This window comes from Exiguobacterium sp. MMG028 (assembly GCF_027947425.1).
Classification (GTDB): Bacteria; Bacillota; Bacilli; order Exiguobacteriales; family Exiguobacteriaceae; genus Exiguobacterium; species Exiguobacterium aestuarii_A.
Window position 1 is genome coordinate 32,951 of record NZ_JAQJIN010000005.1, and the last position, 16,348, is coordinate 49,298.

The 16,348-nt window shown below is 46.5% G+C and carries 24 protein-coding genes; 5 read left to right on the forward strand and 19 right to left on the reverse strand.

Annotation, left to right across the window (positions count from 1 at the left end):
- Positions 1–8: 8 nt before the first annotated feature.
- A complete protein-coding gene (locus tag PJK55_RS13480) occupies positions 9–737 on the forward strand; it encodes an AAA family ATPase (protein WP_271306132.1) in 729 nt (242 codons plus the stop codon).
- Between the two features lie 110 nt (positions 738–847).
- Here the strand turns inward: PJK55_RS13480 and PJK55_RS13485 are convergent, their stop codons facing one another.
- From PJK55_RS13485 to PJK55_RS13550, 14 genes are all read right to left on the reverse strand, one after another.
- On the reverse strand, positions 848–1,327 hold the full coding sequence (locus tag PJK55_RS13485) for a hypothetical protein (protein WP_271306133.1): 480 nt from the start codon (positions 1,325–1,327) through the stop codon (positions 848–850).
- Positions 1,324–1,806: a hypothetical protein gene (locus PJK55_RS13490; RefSeq protein WP_271306134.1), complete on the reverse strand. Its 483-nt coding sequence runs from the start codon at positions 1,804–1,806 to the stop codon at positions 1,324–1,326. The genes PJK55_RS13485 and PJK55_RS13490 overlap by 4 nt, the downstream gene beginning before the upstream one ends.
- A gap of 58 nt (positions 1,807–1,864) precedes the next feature.
- On the reverse strand, positions 1,865–2,038 hold the full coding sequence (locus tag PJK55_RS13495) for a hypothetical protein (protein WP_271306135.1): 174 nt from the start codon (positions 2,036–2,038) through the stop codon (positions 1,865–1,867).
- Between the two features lie 7 nt (positions 2,039–2,045).
- Entirely contained in the window at positions 2,046–2,663 is a 618-nt protein-coding gene (locus PJK55_RS13500) for an SMI1/KNR4 family protein (RefSeq protein ID WP_271306136.1), read from the reverse strand.
- A gap of 6 nt (positions 2,664–2,669) precedes the next feature.
- A complete protein-coding gene (locus PJK55_RS13505; RefSeq protein ID WP_271306137.1) occupies positions 2,670–3,140 on the reverse strand; it encodes a hypothetical protein in 471 nt (156 codons plus the stop codon).
- A 129-nt stretch (positions 3,141–3,269) separates the two neighbouring features.
- Entirely contained in the window at positions 3,270–3,743 is a 474-nt protein-coding gene (locus PJK55_RS13510; protein ID WP_271306138.1) for a DMT family transporter, read from the reverse strand.
- 12 nt (positions 3,744–3,755) lie between these two features.
- Positions 3,756–4,415, reverse strand: coding sequence for a Crp/Fnr family transcriptional regulator (locus PJK55_RS13515; RefSeq protein ID WP_271306139.1), 660 nt, complete (start codon positions 4,413–4,415; stop codon positions 3,756–3,758).
- 12 nt (positions 4,416–4,427) lie between these two features.
- Positions 4,428–4,853, reverse strand: a complete 426-nt coding sequence (locus PJK55_RS13520; RefSeq protein WP_214786096.1) for a DMT family transporter — start codon at positions 4,851–4,853, stop codon at positions 4,428–4,430.
- A 12-nt stretch (positions 4,854–4,865) separates the two neighbouring features.
- Positions 4,866–5,804 (reverse strand): DMT family transporter, encoded by a 939-nt coding sequence (locus PJK55_RS13525; RefSeq protein ID WP_271306140.1) that lies wholly within the window; start codon positions 5,802–5,804, stop codon positions 4,866–4,868.
- A gap of 107 nt (positions 5,805–5,911) precedes the next feature.
- Positions 5,912–6,394, reverse strand: coding sequence for a hypothetical protein (locus PJK55_RS13530; RefSeq protein ID WP_271306141.1), 483 nt, complete (start codon positions 6,392–6,394; stop codon positions 5,912–5,914).
- Positions 6,369–6,869, reverse strand: a complete 501-nt coding sequence (locus PJK55_RS13535) for a hypothetical protein (protein WP_271306142.1) — start codon at positions 6,867–6,869, stop codon at positions 6,369–6,371. Before PJK55_RS13535 ends, PJK55_RS13530 begins: the two co-directional genes overlap by 26 nt.
- Positions 6,866–7,369, reverse strand: coding sequence for a hypothetical protein (locus PJK55_RS13540; RefSeq protein ID WP_271306143.1), 504 nt, complete (start codon positions 7,367–7,369; stop codon positions 6,866–6,868). Before PJK55_RS13540 ends, PJK55_RS13535 begins: the two co-directional genes overlap by 4 nt.
- 9 nt (positions 7,370–7,378) lie before the next feature.
- Positions 7,379–7,837, reverse strand: coding sequence for a hypothetical protein (locus PJK55_RS13545; protein ID WP_271306144.1), 459 nt, complete (start codon positions 7,835–7,837; stop codon positions 7,379–7,381).
- Positions 7,838–7,985: 148 nt separating this feature from the next.
- Positions 7,986–8,588, reverse strand: coding sequence for a CPBP family glutamic-type intramembrane protease (locus PJK55_RS13550; RefSeq protein ID WP_271306145.1), 603 nt, complete (start codon positions 8,586–8,588; stop codon positions 7,986–7,988).
- A gap of 147 nt (positions 8,589–8,735) precedes the next feature.
- Here PJK55_RS13550 and PJK55_RS13555 point away from each other — a divergent pair, with 147 nt between their 5' ends.
- Positions 8,736–9,611: a helix-turn-helix domain-containing protein gene (locus PJK55_RS13555; RefSeq protein WP_271306146.1), complete on the forward strand. Its 876-nt coding sequence runs from the start codon at positions 8,736–8,738 to the stop codon at positions 9,609–9,611.
- A gap of 344 nt (positions 9,612–9,955) precedes the next feature.
- On the opposite strand, the gene PJK55_RS13560 is transcribed toward PJK55_RS13555, so the two are convergent.
- On the reverse strand, positions 9,956–10,405 hold the full coding sequence (locus PJK55_RS13560) for a hypothetical protein (protein ID WP_271306147.1): 450 nt from the start codon (positions 10,403–10,405) through the stop codon (positions 9,956–9,958).
- A gap of 161 nt (positions 10,406–10,566) precedes the next feature.
- On the opposite strand from PJK55_RS13560, the gene PJK55_RS13565 reads away from it, so the two are divergent.
- Positions 10,567–11,772, forward strand: coding sequence for an MFS transporter (locus PJK55_RS13565; RefSeq protein ID WP_271306148.1), 1,206 nt, complete (start codon positions 10,567–10,569; stop codon positions 11,770–11,772).
- A 19-nt stretch (positions 11,773–11,791) separates the two neighbouring features.
- Positions 11,792–12,223, forward strand: coding sequence for a MarR family winged helix-turn-helix transcriptional regulator (locus PJK55_RS13570; protein ID WP_214790906.1), 432 nt, complete (start codon positions 11,792–11,794; stop codon positions 12,221–12,223).
- 34 nt (positions 12,224–12,257) lie between these two features.
- Here the strand turns inward: PJK55_RS13570 and PJK55_RS13575 are convergent, their stop codons facing one another.
- The 4 genes from PJK55_RS13575 to PJK55_RS13590 form a co-directional block, all read right to left on the reverse strand.
- Positions 12,258–12,719 (reverse strand): heme-binding protein, encoded by a 462-nt coding sequence (locus tag PJK55_RS13575; RefSeq protein ID WP_271306149.1) that lies wholly within the window; start codon positions 12,717–12,719, stop codon positions 12,258–12,260.
- Positions 12,719–13,894 carry an MFS transporter gene (locus tag PJK55_RS13580; RefSeq protein ID WP_271306150.1) on the reverse strand — a complete coding sequence of 392 codons (1,176 nt, stop codon included), beginning with the start codon at positions 13,892–13,894 and terminating at the stop codon, positions 12,719–12,721. The genes PJK55_RS13575 and PJK55_RS13580 overlap by 1 nt, the downstream gene beginning before the upstream one ends.
- A 17-nt stretch (positions 13,895–13,911) precedes the next feature.
- The gene (locus PJK55_RS13585) at positions 13,912–14,649 is read right to left on the reverse strand and encodes an IclR family transcriptional regulator (protein WP_271306151.1); all 738 of its coding nucleotides are present in this window, start codon (positions 14,647–14,649) and stop codon (positions 13,912–13,914) included.
- 111 nt (positions 14,650–14,760) lie between these two features.
- On the reverse strand, positions 14,761–15,801 hold the full coding sequence (locus PJK55_RS13590) for a flavin monoamine oxidase family protein (protein ID WP_271306152.1): 1,041 nt from the start codon (positions 15,799–15,801) through the stop codon (positions 14,761–14,763).
- A 149-nt stretch (positions 15,802–15,950) separates the two neighbouring features.
- Here PJK55_RS13590 and PJK55_RS13595 point away from each other — a divergent pair, with 149 nt between their 5' ends.
- Positions 15,951–16,331 carry a helix-turn-helix domain-containing protein gene (locus PJK55_RS13595; RefSeq protein ID WP_271306153.1) on the forward strand — a complete coding sequence of 127 codons (381 nt, stop codon included), beginning with the start codon at positions 15,951–15,953 and terminating at the stop codon, positions 16,329–16,331.
- The last annotated feature ends 17 nt before the right edge of the window (positions 16,332–16,348 follow it).

Sequence of the window (16,348 nt, forward strand, 5' to 3'; positions counted from 1 at the left end):
AGGTTCTTATGCACGTACACCAGCTCACTTATCGCTATCCGAAAGCAACGCGTCCCGTGCTCGACGGCGTCTCGTTCACCCTGCAACCACACAAATTGAACGTCTTAATCGGACAAAACGGTGCTGGAAAGACGACACTGTTTGATTGTATGACGGGTACCCTTCCCGTTGACAAAGCATCACTCGACCTCGTTCCGACAACGGACATGTTGTATTTGACGCAACTCATGTATAACCATCATGAGTTAACAGGGAAAGACTTCGCCTATTTCATCGGACGCCTGTCAAAGCGTCCCGACTTCAAGAAACTCGAGTCTTATGTAAATAATCTCTCGACGTCCCGAGAACAAGAACTGTTCGAACATCTATGGACGATGAAACTTGGGAAGATGTCAGTCGGGGAGAAGAAATGGCTTTTCGTGACACTATTGTCTTCCATCAAACGTTCCCTCTATTTCTTTGACGAACCGACGAGCGGGGTCGACCCGGCATCACGCATTCAAATTATGCGTCGCTTGCAACGTCTCGTCGAGGAAGACAAGACGTGTCTCATCTCGACCCACCAATTGCACGACCTGACTCAACTCGATGCCCACGTCATCTTCCTGCATGGTGGACGTATTTTATATGAAGGGGACTTCCAAGACTGGCTCAAAGAATCTGGAACGACCGACCCAGATGAAGCGTTCGTTCGGATGGTCGACACACCGCTTGATGATGTGGCGGTGACACGATGAACGACTCGTTTTGGGAACGACACCGATTCACATTCTATACAATCGGCATGGTCGTCTGCGGCTTTCTCATCTCCATGTTCTCATGAAAAAACGCAGCCTCTGACGTTCTGTCAGGGGCTGCGTTTCTGTTTACGATGTGCTTGTCGTAACTCTCGATTGGTCACATGCTCAGGATCCGCTTCACGTAATTTACGGTCCATCGGCACGTACAAGATGAGAAGTGGAATGACGCCAATCAATGCGACACCGAGTAGCTCCTGCATCGAATCGAGTACGAACTTCGTAAGGAAAGTGAATACACCAAGTGACCCAAACATGGCGACGACAATGAGAAATTCCCGACGAACGAGGCGTTGGTATTCCTCGTCCTCGTTGAATGTGCGCAACAAATTCATCCGTCGCCACGCTTGATAGAGCATCGGCAGTTGGGTCACGAGGAACGAGAAGGCAACCGTCGTCACCGTGATCCCTTTTATGACTGAAACGACTAGAAGTAAAAACAGGCCGCTGACGCCAAATATCGCGCTGATCCCTCGTGCGTCGAGATCCTGTTCGACCATTCGCGGGATACGTTCTTGTTTATCGATCATGCTTCACCTTTTCGCTTTTTTCGTTGCAGTTGGACATGGTTGAGTTCAACACCCGTCACGTGTAGCGGATCGATTCGTTTTAACTTGCGGTCGAAGCGAACACTTAACAGCAACAAACTTATAATCCCGGCAAAGGCAGCAACGATGAATGTGAGCAACGTAATCCATCCTAATTCCACACTTAAAATCAATAGGAAAAGAAGAGCTGGCTGAGCAAACTTCAATCCGAATTCATACCGGACGAGCTGTTGATATTGTGCGTCTTCATTGAATGAAAGTAACAGTTTCATACGATGCCATGCATGATAAATGATGGGAACTTGTCCAACTACAACCATTGGAAGGAGTAAGAGAATATTCGTCTTCCAAAAATATATAAAGAAGAGCAACATGACGCCGATTAGCGGAATCAGCATTTGCTTCTTTCGTTTCTCATCATCTTTCAACATTCGTTCCAATCTTACTGCATGTTCAACCATCTAATCCCCCTCATGTGTTTTCGTTAGTCCTATATACGAATCATTCCAAGATCAGGTTTCAATCCGGCTCAATCCCATTCTCTAGGATGTATGTCGTCTCTTCGTAGCACTGCTTGCTATAGGCATCATCCTGTTTTAGTAAGGAATCGAAGTATGCCTCAATCAATTCTTCCTGACGCAAACGACGTGTAATGATGGTACTTTGAATCGTAGAAATTGCGGTTTCCCGCAATGTATCATCATCCATCCATCCATGTAAGAAGCTCTATGACCAATTCCCTTACATCGAGAACATCTAGTGAATTTAGCCAAATGTTTGCGCCAAATGTTTTTTCACTCGTCACCTCACTGTAAAGTAGATTCTGTGCATAGTCTAACAGCGTCTCCCCTTCATTTATTCCTACGAATGAATCGGTCTCGATGACGCTCAGCGCTTCATTGAATTGATTGAACGATTCGAATAGCACATCGATTTTTTCTGCCGTTGTATCTAATAAAGCGATTTTAGGCATCACTCCATCACGATAATCGAACATGAGAAAATAGTGACCATCGCCCGTAAATGCAATCAGACGTTCATCCTCAACGCCCCACTCTTTCAAAAGGATTTTTGATTCAACTAGTCCTTCTTGTAAACTTACGCCCATAATGGAATCAATCACTACCGTATCGTCTAGCCCGTTTAGGATCACGGATAGCTCACGTTGCTCGATGAATCCTCCATTTTGAGTTTGAAGCAAATGAATATAACTTTCCGGTAATTTCACGCCAAGGCGCGACTCGACTTCTCTCAAAATTTCTTCTGTTAAATTCGGCAATTTATTTTCTTGATCAATTTCATCCATCCAGACAATCACTTAACGCTACACCCCTTTTTGTTTTCGAGTCATCAATCCCAACAAACTCTCAACGACATGCTCGTCATCGATTTTTAGAATCTTCCAGTCGATCCATGACTCAAGAAGTAGGCAACTCGCGATGAGAAAAGCTCCCCAAAGGCTCATCGTGTCTAGCGTAATGTACTTCAGTGAGTAGAGCGCCAACATCGACATGACACCAATCAAAAGGACGAACTGGATCGCGCCTTTCAAATAAATGAAGCGTTGGTATGTAGATGAGTCATTGAATTGTAAAAACAACTGAAGTTTGTGCCACGTCGCAACCAGAAGTGGCATGAACACTGCCGCACAAAAGATGAACAAGGACAGGCTCATTCTTGAGTCATTGAACCATAACCAAAGTGCTGTGACGACACCGATGACCAGCACAAGAAGTGGACCTTTATTCGTCCACGCTTTGTCATATAAGTATTCCATCCGTTCTTCCCGTAACACCTCACGCACCTCCAACAGTAAAAAACATCCAATTCATTTGATATCTGTATCTTAACAATCTATAAACAAACTTTCGAGGATTTTCCATTAAAAAGGAAAAAGCACCTGATGTGGATCAGATGCTTTTCGTTATCCGGCTTTCGAAACTTTCGCTGATGTGACGGGTGTCTTCCCACTTAACTGAAACACGAGCACCCCTCCGACAATCAACACAATCCCGACGACCGTCTTCCAGGTGAACGGGACGGCCTTCAAACCGAACCATCCTAACGTATCCCAGAGGAGCGCGAACAAGATTTGAGACACCATGACAATCGAGATGGCATGACTCGGTCCGAGCCGCTCGACACCTTGCGTCACACTCATGACGACCCCGACGCCTAGGATTCCGCTGAACCAGTACCACGTCTCCATCTCCTCTACTCGGAACAAGGCACTTCTTTCTTGGAATAGACCAATCAGGAGCGATGCTAAAAATCCGAGTCCAAGGACGAGTGTCGTCGTCGCCCACGCACCAACACGCTTTTTAACGTTGGCGTTAAACGTGTTTTGCACACAGACAAGCATTCCGCCGATGACAGCAAGCATCATCCCAATCGCCATGGTTCTCCCCTCCTATTCATAAATACTCTCCCCGACAATCTCCAATAACCCTTCCCGGTCGATGATGGTAATCATCCGCCGATTCCGTTCAATCAAGCCTGCCTCAACGAAACGCCGAAGCGTCCGGTTCACATGACGATAACTCGTCCCAATCAAATCAGCGATATCCGTCAATTGGTCCACAGTCGAGCCAAGCGTTTGGTCATCTGGCGTCATCGACAATAAGTAACTCGCTAAGCGGACCTCAACGGGATAAAACAAATTGAAGCTGAGGGATTGCGACTTCCGTTCGAACTTTCGCGTGATTTCTTCCAATAAATAATGTAACCATGCGACTTCTTTGTGCGCATGACGAACCAAGTCCTCGAATCGGATGACGAGCATCTCAACTTCTGTGACAGCTTCGACCGTATTCAAATAAGGAGTACGCTGAATATATTCGATATCCCCAATTAAATCGAGCGGATATTTGAAGGAGAGGACGAGTCGTTTGCCGGTAGCGGAAGTATGAGAGACGCGAATCTTCCCTTTTACTAAGAACCGAAGATGCTCCGCTTCATCGCCTTGCGTACAAATGACGTCTCCCACCTCGTATCGGACAAGCTTCAATTCTTGTTGCGCAGCGACGGGCAAAACGGCTAATTCAAATTGCTTCACATACGCCTCAACCATGCACGTTTCCCCCTACCATTTTAATAATATGACTCCTGCAATCATCATGAACACCCCGAACAACTGCATCCCGTTCAAGTTCCGACGCACCATCCCGAACCATCCACGCCAGTCAATGACGAGCGCGAGCGCCAACTGTGCGATGAGAAACAAGGAAATCGTGAGCGTGACCCCGAGCTCGTGGACGGCTGTCATATTACTGAACAAGATGATCGCCGCGAACGCTCCGCCAGATAAATAGAGCGGGTTCACATGACGCATCTCGATATACGTACGGTCGCGTAACGCCAACATGACGAGGAGCGCGACGATGAATCCTGTGAACTGTGTCAACGTAGCCGCTTGCCACGTTCCAATCTGTGAACTGATTCGCGCATTCGCAACACTTTGTAACGTCAGAAAGAAGCCTCCGCTGATTGCAAACAACACTCCTCGCATCGTTCTCCCCCCTTAAGATAGACGAATCAATACAATTCCGATCACCATGACAATCAGACTACTGATTTGCACACCAGTGACCGGGTTCTTCTTCGCTCCGAACCAACCGAAACGGTCGATCAGTAAACTTCCACATAACAGTCCGACAATGACGATGATGACAGCAATCCCCGTCCCGACAATCGGAACGATCAGGACGTTCCCTCCGATGAAGAGCGCCCCGATGATCCCACCGAGCCAGATCCACCACGGTTGACCTTTCAGTTGACCGAGTGGAACGGGTTGACGTGAGACGAGTAAAATGAGCAAGAGCGCCATCGTCCCGACAACGAATGAGACCAATGCCCCTTTCAGAGCCGATTCGAGCACTGTTCCCAAATAGCCGTTAATGGCCGTTTGCGTGGCACTCATCATCCCTGTGAAAATCCCAAACAGTCGCCAAAGATTCAGGTTCCCGGTGTCCGTTTCCATCGAGACGACCAGTTTGCCTCTTCGTCGGTTGAGCCAGTCGGATAAGGCGACCGTTCCGATGACGCCAAGTAAGACGAGCACGACTCCGAACAAGCGTAACACCGTGATCGAATGCTCAACGGAGTTGAACCAACCAAAATGGTCAATCAACAAGCCCATCAAAATCTGTCCAAAAATCGGCATGATGACCGTCTGGACACTTCCGAGCCTCGGGAACAGCAAGATATTCCCCGTTAAAAATAAAACACCTAACAGTCCACCAATCCACATCCACCCTGGACCTTCCTGAATCACCGAGCTATCAAACCCGAATGACTGTCCGGTCAAGAGGAGTAACAGAGATAAAAAGATGGTCCCGACGGCAAACGATAAAAACGATGCGACGAACGGGGAGCCGACCACTTGGCGCAAACGTGAGTTCACACTCGTCTGTATCGGTAGCAAAATCCCAATCGTCAATCCAATCAAAATAGCTAACATGACTATCTTCCTCGATTCTTCTACTAGTTCTCTATACATCGTCAGCTTACGCCTCGGCACTCAAGAAGAAAAGGACCGATGTCCTCAAATAAAAAAACGAACCCGTTTCAGGTGTTCGTTTTGGACTCATGGAAACGCTGATCGCGCGCTTCACGCAATTCTTTCCCTCGTACATGATGGGCATCGAGTGAGTGTAAGTTTCGATTGATGATATACGGTGCCAGAATCGACATCACACCAATCCCGAATAACCCGGAAATCGCAACGACGGGCGATAACGAATCGGCATAATAGGCAGCCAATAGGCAGATCGTCGAGACGAAGCAGAACCATTGGATTCCGAAGTCTGTATACACCAGACGTTGATAACGGGCATCCTCGTTAAAGGTAAGAAGCAGTTTTGTCTTCCGCCACTCGAGACAGAGATACGGAAAAAAACTGATGAACACGATGAGCGGAGCGTACAGTCTGTACTGCGCAGCGATGAGGAATGTCATCACGACGGTCGCGATGGCAACGCCCCACCGCCAACGCCAATGACTGTCATCTTGTTTGAGCAACTGTTCAATTCGCTTTTCTTTCGTCAGCATATGTACTCCCTTCGTAGGATCGATAGTGCTTCGTCACCTCATCCCGTGTCGGTTGATTCGGGTCGGCTTGTCGTAATTGCCGGACGGTCTGATAGTGGGTCCATGCTAGCAGGACGATACCTAGACCAATGATGACCAGGACAATGAAGCCTAGACCGATTGACGAAACCTCAAGGCGACTGAGAAGGACCATTCCTGTGACCGCTCCAATCCAGTAAGAATAGAGGCGGTACAAGCGTCTCGTGAGTAACTCGGCTTTTCCGGACGTCAAGGTTTGCAACTGTTTACTTTCTTGACGTGTGAGATACATGAGTCCAGTCGCTGCTAGCGTCGACCCGATTCCCCATATCCACCATGTGTCAAAACCGAGCACGAAACTGTTACAGACAATGAGAGCTGCTGTAAGCCATATGCTCGTATTTTGATACATTTTCCGATATGCCCCGATATATTGAATCCGTTCTTGTTTTGTCATGACTCTTTACGACCTTTCCTTGAAAAATCATCTAACGTATGTTTCAAACGTTCCCGGTTCGCCCGGGTCCATTCGCCCGATGTGACGTGGTGCTCATCAAGCGCGGATTTTTTTCGGTCAATCCAGCGTGGAATCAAGATGAGACAAGGTCCGCCAATGAGGAGCGTCCAACTCATCCACGGTAAGATATCGATTCCGTTGAAATGCATACCAATCAAAATCACGAACCACATCAAACTGATCAACATGACAGTAAAATCCATTCGTAATAGACGATGATAGCGTGTCGATTCGTTGAAGGATTGCTGTAATCTCATCTTCTTCCATTCAAGCCATGTCGCATAAAGAAGTGCGACACCGGGTAGGAGAATGCTATACGGACTCCATGTCGATAGAAAATAAAGCGATACGCCTAACATGACTGCGCTCACGATTATATTCAGACGATTGAAACGTTTCTCGAACTGCTCAATTCGTTGAAGTCGTTCCGCTTTATCCACGCTGTCACCTCAATCTTTCACAAAGTCGAGTTTGATTTCGCGGCGCATCGGTTGTTCTTCGTCATACTGCGGCATCTGTCGGTCAAGCATTTTCTGTGCGACTTGTAATAAAATGACCCCGCCTAAGAAGACAACGAAGAGCGACCAGGCCGGCCAGTTGATCAAGATGATTAACGGGAAGAGAATCGCCATTAAGACGAGGAGCCCCATTTCCGATACATACTGCCAATCGATGATGCGTTTGGCTTGTTCCACATCCGTCAATTTCCTGACGAAGCGACGTTCTCGTCCAATGACGTAAAGCATAATTGTCAGTACGAGCGCCAACGGGATGGTATATATCGATTCTCCGTTAGACTGAAGTGTGAGAACGACAAGTGCTCCCGTCAAAACTGCTAAGATTGAGCGCAACACGAGCCAACGTTGTTGATAACGATAAATCGTATTGATTCGTTCTTGCTTGGGCATACTTAATCCCCCTTTTTTAATTATATATTTATTATACGAAGTAAATGTCTAGAAGGTTTCAATAAAATTACAGTATCATCCAATAAAAAATCGACTTATGTTTATAAGCCGATTTGCGCTTCTTTTATTATTCATGGTTTAACAGATTTCATAAAGCAAGTGCAATCAAGTCTACAATCATATGTGTGAACCATGATCCCCAAATACTTCTTCCTGTTTTGATGTAAATATAGTTGAAAATCAAGCGAGCTACACCTTGGAGTAACAAAACGTGGAGAACAGTGGAAATCAATGAACCATCCCAATACGACGGGATATGCAACAAACCAAAGATCAGAGCACTCAATAATGAGCTAGTCAATATAGAAAGTCCTTTGCTTCTCGCACCTTCCAATACACCGATGCCTAGCAACTCCTCACCCATCAACATAAACGGTAACATCCAAATGATTTGTCCTAAGTGACCTGCTGCCGGATTGCTCACCCACTCAAATCCAAGCATACCCATGATTAAGCCAATCCCCATACTAGTGATAAAATAGATTAACACACCGACGGGGGCAATCCATAATTTATGAGGGAATGATAAAACCTGTTTTCCATCTTGTTTGAAAGCGATAGCCCAAGCAAAGACTCCTCCTACAAATACTGCCCACCATGCCCATTCCAAAGTAGTCAATGCCAAAAATCCAATTGCTAGCAATAATGCCCCTATTAACAATCCTCTGGTTGTCGTTCTCATCACGTTCATATTAATCCCTCCATTTTATTGGTTAAACGATATCACTTTCAACTCATTTCATATCGCCTTACCTTATATTTGAATTTTAAGCTCAAATAAAGGGAACAACTTAAAAAGTCTCCTATTTGATACTTATGCAACGAAGGAGTGAATCGAATGAAAACGTATGGGGAATTGATACGAGAACTGCGAATTAAAAAAGGGATTGCACAAAAAAACTTATATGAAAACATCATGTCAAAATCTTACGCAATTCGATTTGAGCAAGGCAAACATGAAATTTCATTTTATCTGATCCATTCCATACTCAATCGTTTAGGAATGGAAGTTGACGAATTTCTCTACATTTACAATGGGTACACGGAACCTAAAATCGAACAATTCTATAGCGAATATAGTTTAAAAGGAAATGCTAACGATATTGAAGGATTAAAAGCGATGCGAAACTTATACACTCGCTCTCCGATGACCTATCAAAACCAACTTTGGATTGCCGAGTTAAATGCTCGAATCGATCAATTGACCTACTTTAACCAATATGGTGAATTTTCAAAACAAGCAATCACTGCCGAATCTCTTCAAACCATCCATCATTATTTAGATCAGATTCAAACTTGGACATTGAACGAGTTACGTTTTTTCGCCAATACGCTTGATTTTATCGAGTACGAACGTAAGTCTGAATACTTTAAGAGTATTCTCCCTGCGCTAGATCGTTATCAAAATTTCCAGCGCGGACATCCCGTCATCTGCACTTTGCTAATAAATGAAATTCATGAATTTATTATGGCTAACGAATTAGCTATGGCTGATTTATTTTTAGTCAAACTCGATGCATTTTCAAATACGATTGAGACGATGTTTTATCGAAACGCTCATTTGTATTACAAAGGTATGTTATTGATCGCCTCTGGAGAACCTGATTTAGGTCGCCCACTCGTTAAAGAGGCCATACAACTTTATGAAAGCTTAGGGTATCATCATCAAGCACAACTTGCAGACACTTTTTTTAAGAATTTACTTCAACGTTAGTAAGATTGGACAAGTATACAATAAGGTACTTTTTTTCAAACCGTTCAATTCTTCGATACAATGACTAACATCCAGCCTGATTAAAGGAGTGAGCATGGATGCGGAAACGGACTAATCAAATGATGCCATCGTTATTTGAACGTTTGCTTGTCTCTACAATTCTGGTTACTATTTCTTTTATCTACATGGAAAGCCATTTGTTATTTGGAAAATTTGCGCTTCCCATTGCAGGAGCATTTTGTCTGCAAATTTTTCTTTTATAAGAAAAGAAAGGGTTTAGTCACTACAGGCGGTGACTAAACCCTTTCTTCCTGAAAAGCTCATATACTCTATGCTTCATCGTTTCAGAATCGTCGAATCTCGCGACGTGTCGGTTGTTCCGGGTCGAGCCAGCGAATTTGTTGATCGAGCTTCTCTTGAGCCCATAAGATATAAAGCAATGCCCCACCGATGAGGACCGCAGGAATCCAAGACCACTCCATGATTCGAATGGCTAGCGGATTGACGAGTCCGAGCAATGCGATAAAGAGGAAGTCCAGATGATACTGCAGTGTCACGACACGTTTCACCTGTTCTTGCTCCGATAATTGACTGATCGCCTCTGCTTCATTCGAAAAGAAGTAACGCGTCGCAAGTAACACCCCACCGATGATCGCGAACCCAATCCAAATGTTCCCGTCCGTTCGCATGAGGAAGTAGACTGCAAGACCTGCCGGAAGCGCTAAGATTAAGCGTTGCAGGAGTCGCTTTCGATTTGATTGCTTGATTATATGTAGTCGTTCTTGTTTGTTCATTTCCTTCACCTCTTCTTACACTATACGGGATGAGCACGAGAAAAGTTCCGTTATTTTACATTTTCGTACCAAAGTCATGTTTCTTGACGATATGACTATCTCGGCTTATAGTTTAGTTAACTTAACTATATCTTAAAGAATGAAAGTAAGAGGTTATCAACATGAGTTTATTAAGCAATTCCCGATTTGTGTTTACCTGGTTATCCGGGATGACGCTCACGCTCGGGTTTTCAATTTTCTTCTTGAGCGTCTCGTGGTTAACCATTGATGTGTTGAAACAACCGACGTTACTCGGAATCATTTTGACCGCGGTCTCGTTACCTCGCGTGATCATGATGGTTTTCGGCGGTGTGTTCGCCGACCGGTTCCAAAAGAGTCGCTTGTTATGTTTAACGAATATCGGGCAAGGCGTATTGATGTTACTTGTCGTCTCGCTTCATTTTGCTGACGCATATTCGGTGGCAGCACTCTTGGTCATCTCCATATTGTTTGGTCTTTTGGACGGCATGTCTTACCCCGCACTGTCATCACTCATGCCTTCAATCGTATCAGGTCAACAGTTGCAACGCGCGAACTCCCTCTTCCAAGGGTCGCTCGAGTTGATGTTCGTCATCGGCCCGTTCCTTGCAGGGATCCTACTCACGTGGGGAAGTTTTGGTCTCAGTTTCGGCACAGCGGCTGCCTTGATCTTCCTCTCTGCGATTTTGATCATGCCTCGGCTGATTCAAGATCACATTCCCGAGGTCGCTCCGCTCTCCCCAAAAGATGTGCTCGTTGATTTGAAAGAAGGCATTCGTTACGTATCGAAGACGGCTGTTTTACGAAGTGGAACGTTCGCGATCGCCATCGTGAACTTGTTCGTCATGGGACCGCTCATTATGAGTATTCCCATTCTCGTCGGTGCAGTCGGGGGAACGGCTTTTGATTTAAGTATCATCGAAGGCGGACTCGCTGTCGGGACGTTCGTCGCAAGCTTTCTGATTCTATTATTGCGGTCCGTTCATCGTGGACGTTTCGTCTTCCGAGCACTGTTCCTGACGCTCGGTGCATTCTTCCTCTACACGCAAGTTCAATCGATTCCCCTGCTTGCGGTTGCGGCTTCCATGAGCGGATTTATGATCATGCTCGTGTATTTGCCGACCGTCACCATCATGCAGGAACAAAGCGACCCTGACAAAATCGGTCGTGTCATGAGCATCATGTCACTCGCCGCTTCTGGCCTGGAACCGATCGCGTTCGCCATCTTATCGATTCTTGTAGCCCTGGCTGTACCGATTCAAACGCTCTTATTGGCATTTGGTATAATCGGACTAGTGTGTGGTGTCCTCTTATATCTCCGGAGTGAAACGTTCCGACGGACACCGTAAAGAAAGGATGAATGACACGTTGAATGAAACACGAAAACAACAAGTCCTCACGATGTACCGCCAAATCGATGAGCTCGACTTGCTGTTCACGAAATATTTTACGGAATTGAACGAGTTCGAGTTGAGTTACCAACAAGAACAGATGCTTCTTCTCTTCAAGCGCCAAGAGACGTGGACGACGACAGAGATCGCGACGAAGATGTCCATCTCCAAAAGTGCCGTCAGTCAGGTGCTCAAAGTGCTCGAGCAACGCGACTTCGTCGTGCGGGAAAAAAACCCTGAGAACCTTCGGGAAAGCTTCATCCGACTCGGTCCGAACGGTCTGGCGTACTCGAAACAAATCGATGCGATCGAAGAACGCCTCGCTGAAGAGATGTTCTCCGTCCTCGAAGATGACGAGATGAAGATGATCAACCGTTCGCTCGCATTGATGATTCAAAAGTTCAAATGAAGAAAGGGATTTCCACATCGGAAATCCCTTTCTTTTAATTCATTTTATTTTTATATCGCTCAAGTCCTCTGACCGCATACTCATGATCGAGCTCTGGTGTTAAGCCTGCGACTGTCACCGTACCAATCATACCGGCACCGCTTACGCGGATCGGAAGCGTTCCTCCGATGGCCTGATAGTCGTTCGCTGGTAACAGTGAATTTGTATCGTGTGAAAGACCCGACTCTTCAAAACGCTTCGCGATGAAGTGCGAGCTACGTTGATAGTGGTCCGTCACCCGTTTCTTCCGGAACAACCACATGTAATTCTCTTCTGTCGTCCCTCCCATCAAATGCGTGAAGACCGGGATACGGTTCTTTTCGATATGAACGGCGACGTTTACCCCGTCTTCTTTCGCCAAATCGATGATCGTCTGACCGAGTTGAAGGGCCTCTTCGTGACCGAACGTTGAAAGTGTCAATTGTTCCTCTTGTGCTTGAAGTTGTGTTGTATTCATCATAATCTCTCCTTTTGTTTGTTGTAACTGACCATCGCAAGAAGTGACGCGAGTAACGCCATCCCTGCTCCGACAAAGGCGGTATTCAATACGTCTGAGACGGCAAGGACGACACTACCGAGCGTCGAACCGAGTGCGATCCCAATATTGAATGCCGAAATGTTTAATGCCGATGCCATTCCTTTCGCCGACGGGACGTATCGTTCCGCGAGCTGAACGATGTGTGTCTGTACACCGGCTGACATCATGAACGCTACGAGTCCGAGAAGTGAAATGGCAACAAGCGCCAAGAATTTCTCCGGTAATAGGACGTATTGCAGCGCTAAAATGACTGCTTGAGCAAGAAAGACGAAACGTAAGCCTTTGAGCGGCTCCTTGTCTGCGATTCGTCCTCCGATGATATTCCCGATAGCGACAAACACGCCGTATAGTAATAGAATCCACGTGATGCTCGAGCTCGCATACCCACTGATACCCGATAAGATTGGTGCCATATACGTGAACAGGACGAACGTCGCCCCGAACCCGAGAATTGTCATCGTGAGTGCTCCTAGTATATGAGGATTCTTCACGAGCGCTCCGATATCACGAAGGGTTGTCTTTTCTTCGGTCTGCTGTTTGTCTTGTTGCACAGATGTGAGAATCGCAATTAATCCAATCACACCGAGCGCAGCGACGACACCGAACGTGGTGCGCCAACCGAACGACTGACCGACCCAAGTCCCGAGCGGAACGCCTAAAATCGTTGCGACCGTGAGACCTGTGAACATGATGGAGACGGCAGTCCCTTGCTTCGTTGGTGGAACGATTCGTGTCGCCAAAATCGTCGCCATGGCGAAGAATAATCCGTGTGCGACAGCAGTCACGACACGGGACACCATCAACCATTCATAGGTTGGTGCGATGACCCCGAGGGCATTCCCGATCGTGAACACGACCATCAACCAAACGAGCAAGCGTTTTTTGTTCATCCCGCTGAAGACGACCGCTAAAATCGGTGTCCCGATGGCCAATGCGAGTGCGTAGCCAGAGACGAGACTTCCAGCCGTCGTCAACGAGATGGCTAAATCATCCGCGACCGTCTCGAGCAGACCGACGATGACAAACTCGGTCGTCCCGATGGCGAAGGCACTGATGGCCAACGCGAACAAGGCGCGGTACATCTGTTTCGTCATAATGAATTCCTCCTGAATTATTGAATGAAGGAGGTGATGGCTTGACTATACTGCTGAAGGACTTTACTGAGCTGACGGTCACGCTTTTTCGTCAACCGTGAACTTGGACCTGAGATGGCGAGTGACGCAATGACATGACCGTCACGCATAATCGGGACCGCGATACAACGTAGTCCGATTTCGGCTTCTTCATCATCGACTGCGTACCCTTGTTCATGAATGGCACGAAGGTGATAGGTCAACAACTGACGATCGACGAACGTGTGCGCCGTCTTTTGAACGAGTTCGAGTTCCGTCATGACACGCTGTAACGACGACTCGTCCAAGAAAGCGAGAATCGCTTTTCCGAGCGCGCTTTGATGCGCCGGCGAACGTTCTCCAACTTCCGTGTGACTTCGAATCGAATGCGTTCCGTCCACGACCTGTGTATTGACGACGTTTGTGCCATGCAAGATGGCGACATATACCGTTTCGCCAGTTTCTTCACTCAACTGTTGGAGCGGAGGCACGGTATACCAGTTCGTCACCGTATCAATCGGTGCTTCGACCGATTCGAGCTTGTTACCTAGGCGATAGCCGTCTTCCGTCTTCTCCACATAGTTCAACTGCTCGAGCGTATACAGGAGACGGAACGTCGTCGTCTTGTTATAGCCGGATGCTCGCATCAGTTCGGTCAGTGTCATCGATTCATTCACCCGAATCAAATCAATCAAATGTAGTCCTTTTTGCAGTGTGGTCACCATGTATGCTTCCATGTTGAATCACCTCATGTCGCTTATCATAAGCAGAATGTATTGTTACTTCAAAGATACCCAAAAAAGTTTCGATATATGAAACAAGCCCGTCACACAGGGTGACAGGCTCGATTAATCTTCTATGTTGAATTGTTTTACCATCCGCTCCGCCGAACGTAACGCCCCTTCGATATGACCCCCGAACTGCGCATCCGTCTCTGAACCGATCAGATGAAGACGGTCCTCGAGTTCGATTGAACCGTAAGCCGGGAATGCCGTGAGCGGCATGAGGTCGTCAGAAGTTGCTGTCTCAGATTCTGTCGACCAGTCCATATAGTGAAATCGCAAGAAGTCATTCGCTTTCGGACCGTATAACTTCTCCAGTTGCTCAATGACACGTGTCTTCACTTGTCCTTCTCCTAACGCTTTACGTTCATCCGGTGACAGACGGAAGAATCCGAATAGCGCCCCTTGACCGTCCATTGGTGAGGCATCATGAATCTCTTGGAGCGGACCGACCCAACTCATCCCAAAGCCAGACAGACCCTCTTCTCGCCAGAACGGTGTCTCGTATACTATCAGTGCCTTCGCCTGAGATGCCATCCAAGTCGGAGTCGTCTTGAGTGCATTCCGTGTCGAAGCTGGCAATTCAGGCTCGATTGTTAAATTGGCGACAAGGCGTGGAGGAAGTGCAAGAATCACGTCATCCGTGTGATGCACCGACCCATTTTGGAACGTCAATTGGACTCGGTCTGATTGTCGATTAATGGACGTAAGACGGTGTCCAAACCGAACGATGTCATCGGGCAACTTCGCGTATAGCGCTTCCACTAGACTCGTCATTCCACCGACTAAACGTTTGGATCGGACAATGCTTTCCTCCGGCAACACATGTCGTTCCGGCGCAGTCGTCGTCTGGCGTTCGAGTACCATCTCTCCTGTCGTATGTTGGAGGAATGAGTCAAGTCCGAGTGCATCCACGAGTTCCGAGATGGTCTTCTCCGTATCTGGCCAATACCATGTCGGTCCGAGGTCATAGCCATCCTTCGTGAAGATGCGTCCTCCGACTCGCTCACGTGCCTCAAAGACAGTGACGTCATATCCTTTTTGTTGAAGTTGGAGTGCGGCATAAAGCCCGCTGACACCAGCTCCGATGATGGCGATTGATTTCATTGTAAATTCTCCTTTGTCGTCCGTCTATTCACAAGTCTATATATTTCAAAATAGTATTATGTATATCCAATTTCAACTTATTAACTATTTGACACCCTTTATTTGTATGTGTAAGGTGAAGTTGATAATTTTTAAAGGTGGTTATTACTATGGCAAAAGTATATCTAGATAGATTAGCGACTTCAGACAAAATGATGAAAGTCATCGAAAACCATCCATGTGAGATGGAAGTAAGATTGTATGAGGTTTTGAAGGAAAAAGGAATCACTCCAATGGAATTACATGAAATGACGGGTCTTCGACTCGCTACGATTAGTGAAATTGGAAAAGCGAAAAAGACATCTATGAATTTGTTTCACCTTGCTGTAATTATGGCAGCGCTTCGTATTACCGATGTAAACGAACTGATTCGTGTAAAGTTTGATGAAGAGGAAATTAATGAGTGGGAAGTTGAACGCGAACAGTTTCCAAACGGATTAACTCCTTCTCAACAGCAAGAGCGAAAAATAATGTTAATTGGTGAAGAGTAAGCCTAATGCCAGGGCTT

Coding starts and splice junctions, on each gene's coding strand:
- PJK55_RS13555 (WP_271306146.1), top strand. CDS start 8,736: ATGAAAACGTATGGGGAATTGATACGAGAACTGCGAATTAAAAAAGGG.
- PJK55_RS13585 (WP_271306151.1), bottom strand. CDS start 14,649: ATGGAAGCATACATGGTGACCACACTGCAAAAAGGACTACATTTGATT.
- PJK55_RS13535 (WP_271306142.1), bottom strand. CDS start 6,869: ATGACAAAACAAGAACGGATTCAATATATCGGGGCATATCGGAAAATG.
- PJK55_RS13530 (WP_271306141.1), bottom strand. CDS start 6,394: ATGCTGACGAAAGAAAAGCGAATTGAACAGTTGCTCAAACAAGATGAC.
- PJK55_RS13520 (WP_214786096.1), bottom strand. CDS start 4,853: ATGCGAGGAGTGTTGTTTGCAATCAGCGGAGGCTTCTTTCTGACGTTA.
- PJK55_RS13545 (WP_271306144.1), bottom strand. CDS start 7,837: ATGCCCAAGCAAGAACGAATCAATACGATTTATCGTTATCAACAACGT.
- PJK55_RS13565 (WP_271306148.1), top strand. CDS start 10,567: ATGAGTTTATTAAGCAATTCCCGATTTGTGTTTACCTGGTTATCCGGG.
- PJK55_RS13515 (WP_271306139.1), bottom strand. CDS start 4,415: ATGGTTGAGGCGTATGTGAAGCAATTTGAATTAGCCGTTTTGCCCGTC.
- PJK55_RS13525 (WP_271306140.1), bottom strand. CDS start 5,804: ATGTTAGCTATTTTGATTGGATTGACGATTGGGATTTTGCTACCGATA.
- PJK55_RS13595 (WP_271306153.1), top strand. CDS start 15,951: ATGGCAAAAGTATATCTAGATAGATTAGCGACTTCAGACAAAATGATG.
- PJK55_RS13510 (WP_271306138.1), bottom strand. CDS start 3,743: ATGGCGATTGGGATGATGCTTGCTGTCATCGGCGGAATGCTTGTCTGT.
- PJK55_RS13560 (WP_271306147.1), bottom strand. CDS start 10,405: ATGAACAAACAAGAACGACTACATATAATCAAGCAATCAAATCGAAAG.
- PJK55_RS13575 (WP_271306149.1), bottom strand. CDS start 12,719: ATGAATACAACACAACTTCAAGCACAAGAGGAACAATTGACACTTTCA.
- PJK55_RS13580 (WP_271306150.1), bottom strand. CDS start 13,894: ATGACGAAACAGATGTACCGCGCCTTGTTCGCGTTGGCCATCAGTGCC.
- PJK55_RS13550 (WP_271306145.1), bottom strand. CDS start 8,588: ATGAACGTGATGAGAACGACAACCAGAGGATTGTTAATAGGGGCATTA.
- PJK55_RS13490 (WP_271306134.1), bottom strand. CDS start 1,806: ATGGTTGAACATGCAGTAAGATTGGAACGAATGTTGAAAGATGATGAG.
- PJK55_RS13485 (WP_271306133.1), bottom strand. CDS start 1,327: ATGATCGATAAACAAGAACGTATCCCGCGAATGGTCGAACAGGATCTC.
- PJK55_RS13590 (WP_271306152.1), bottom strand. CDS start 15,801: ATGAAATCAATCGCCATCATCGGAGCTGGTGTCAGCGGGCTTTATGCC.
- PJK55_RS13480 (WP_271306132.1), top strand. CDS start 9: ATGCACGTACACCAGCTCACTTATCGCTATCCGAAAGCAACGCGTCCC.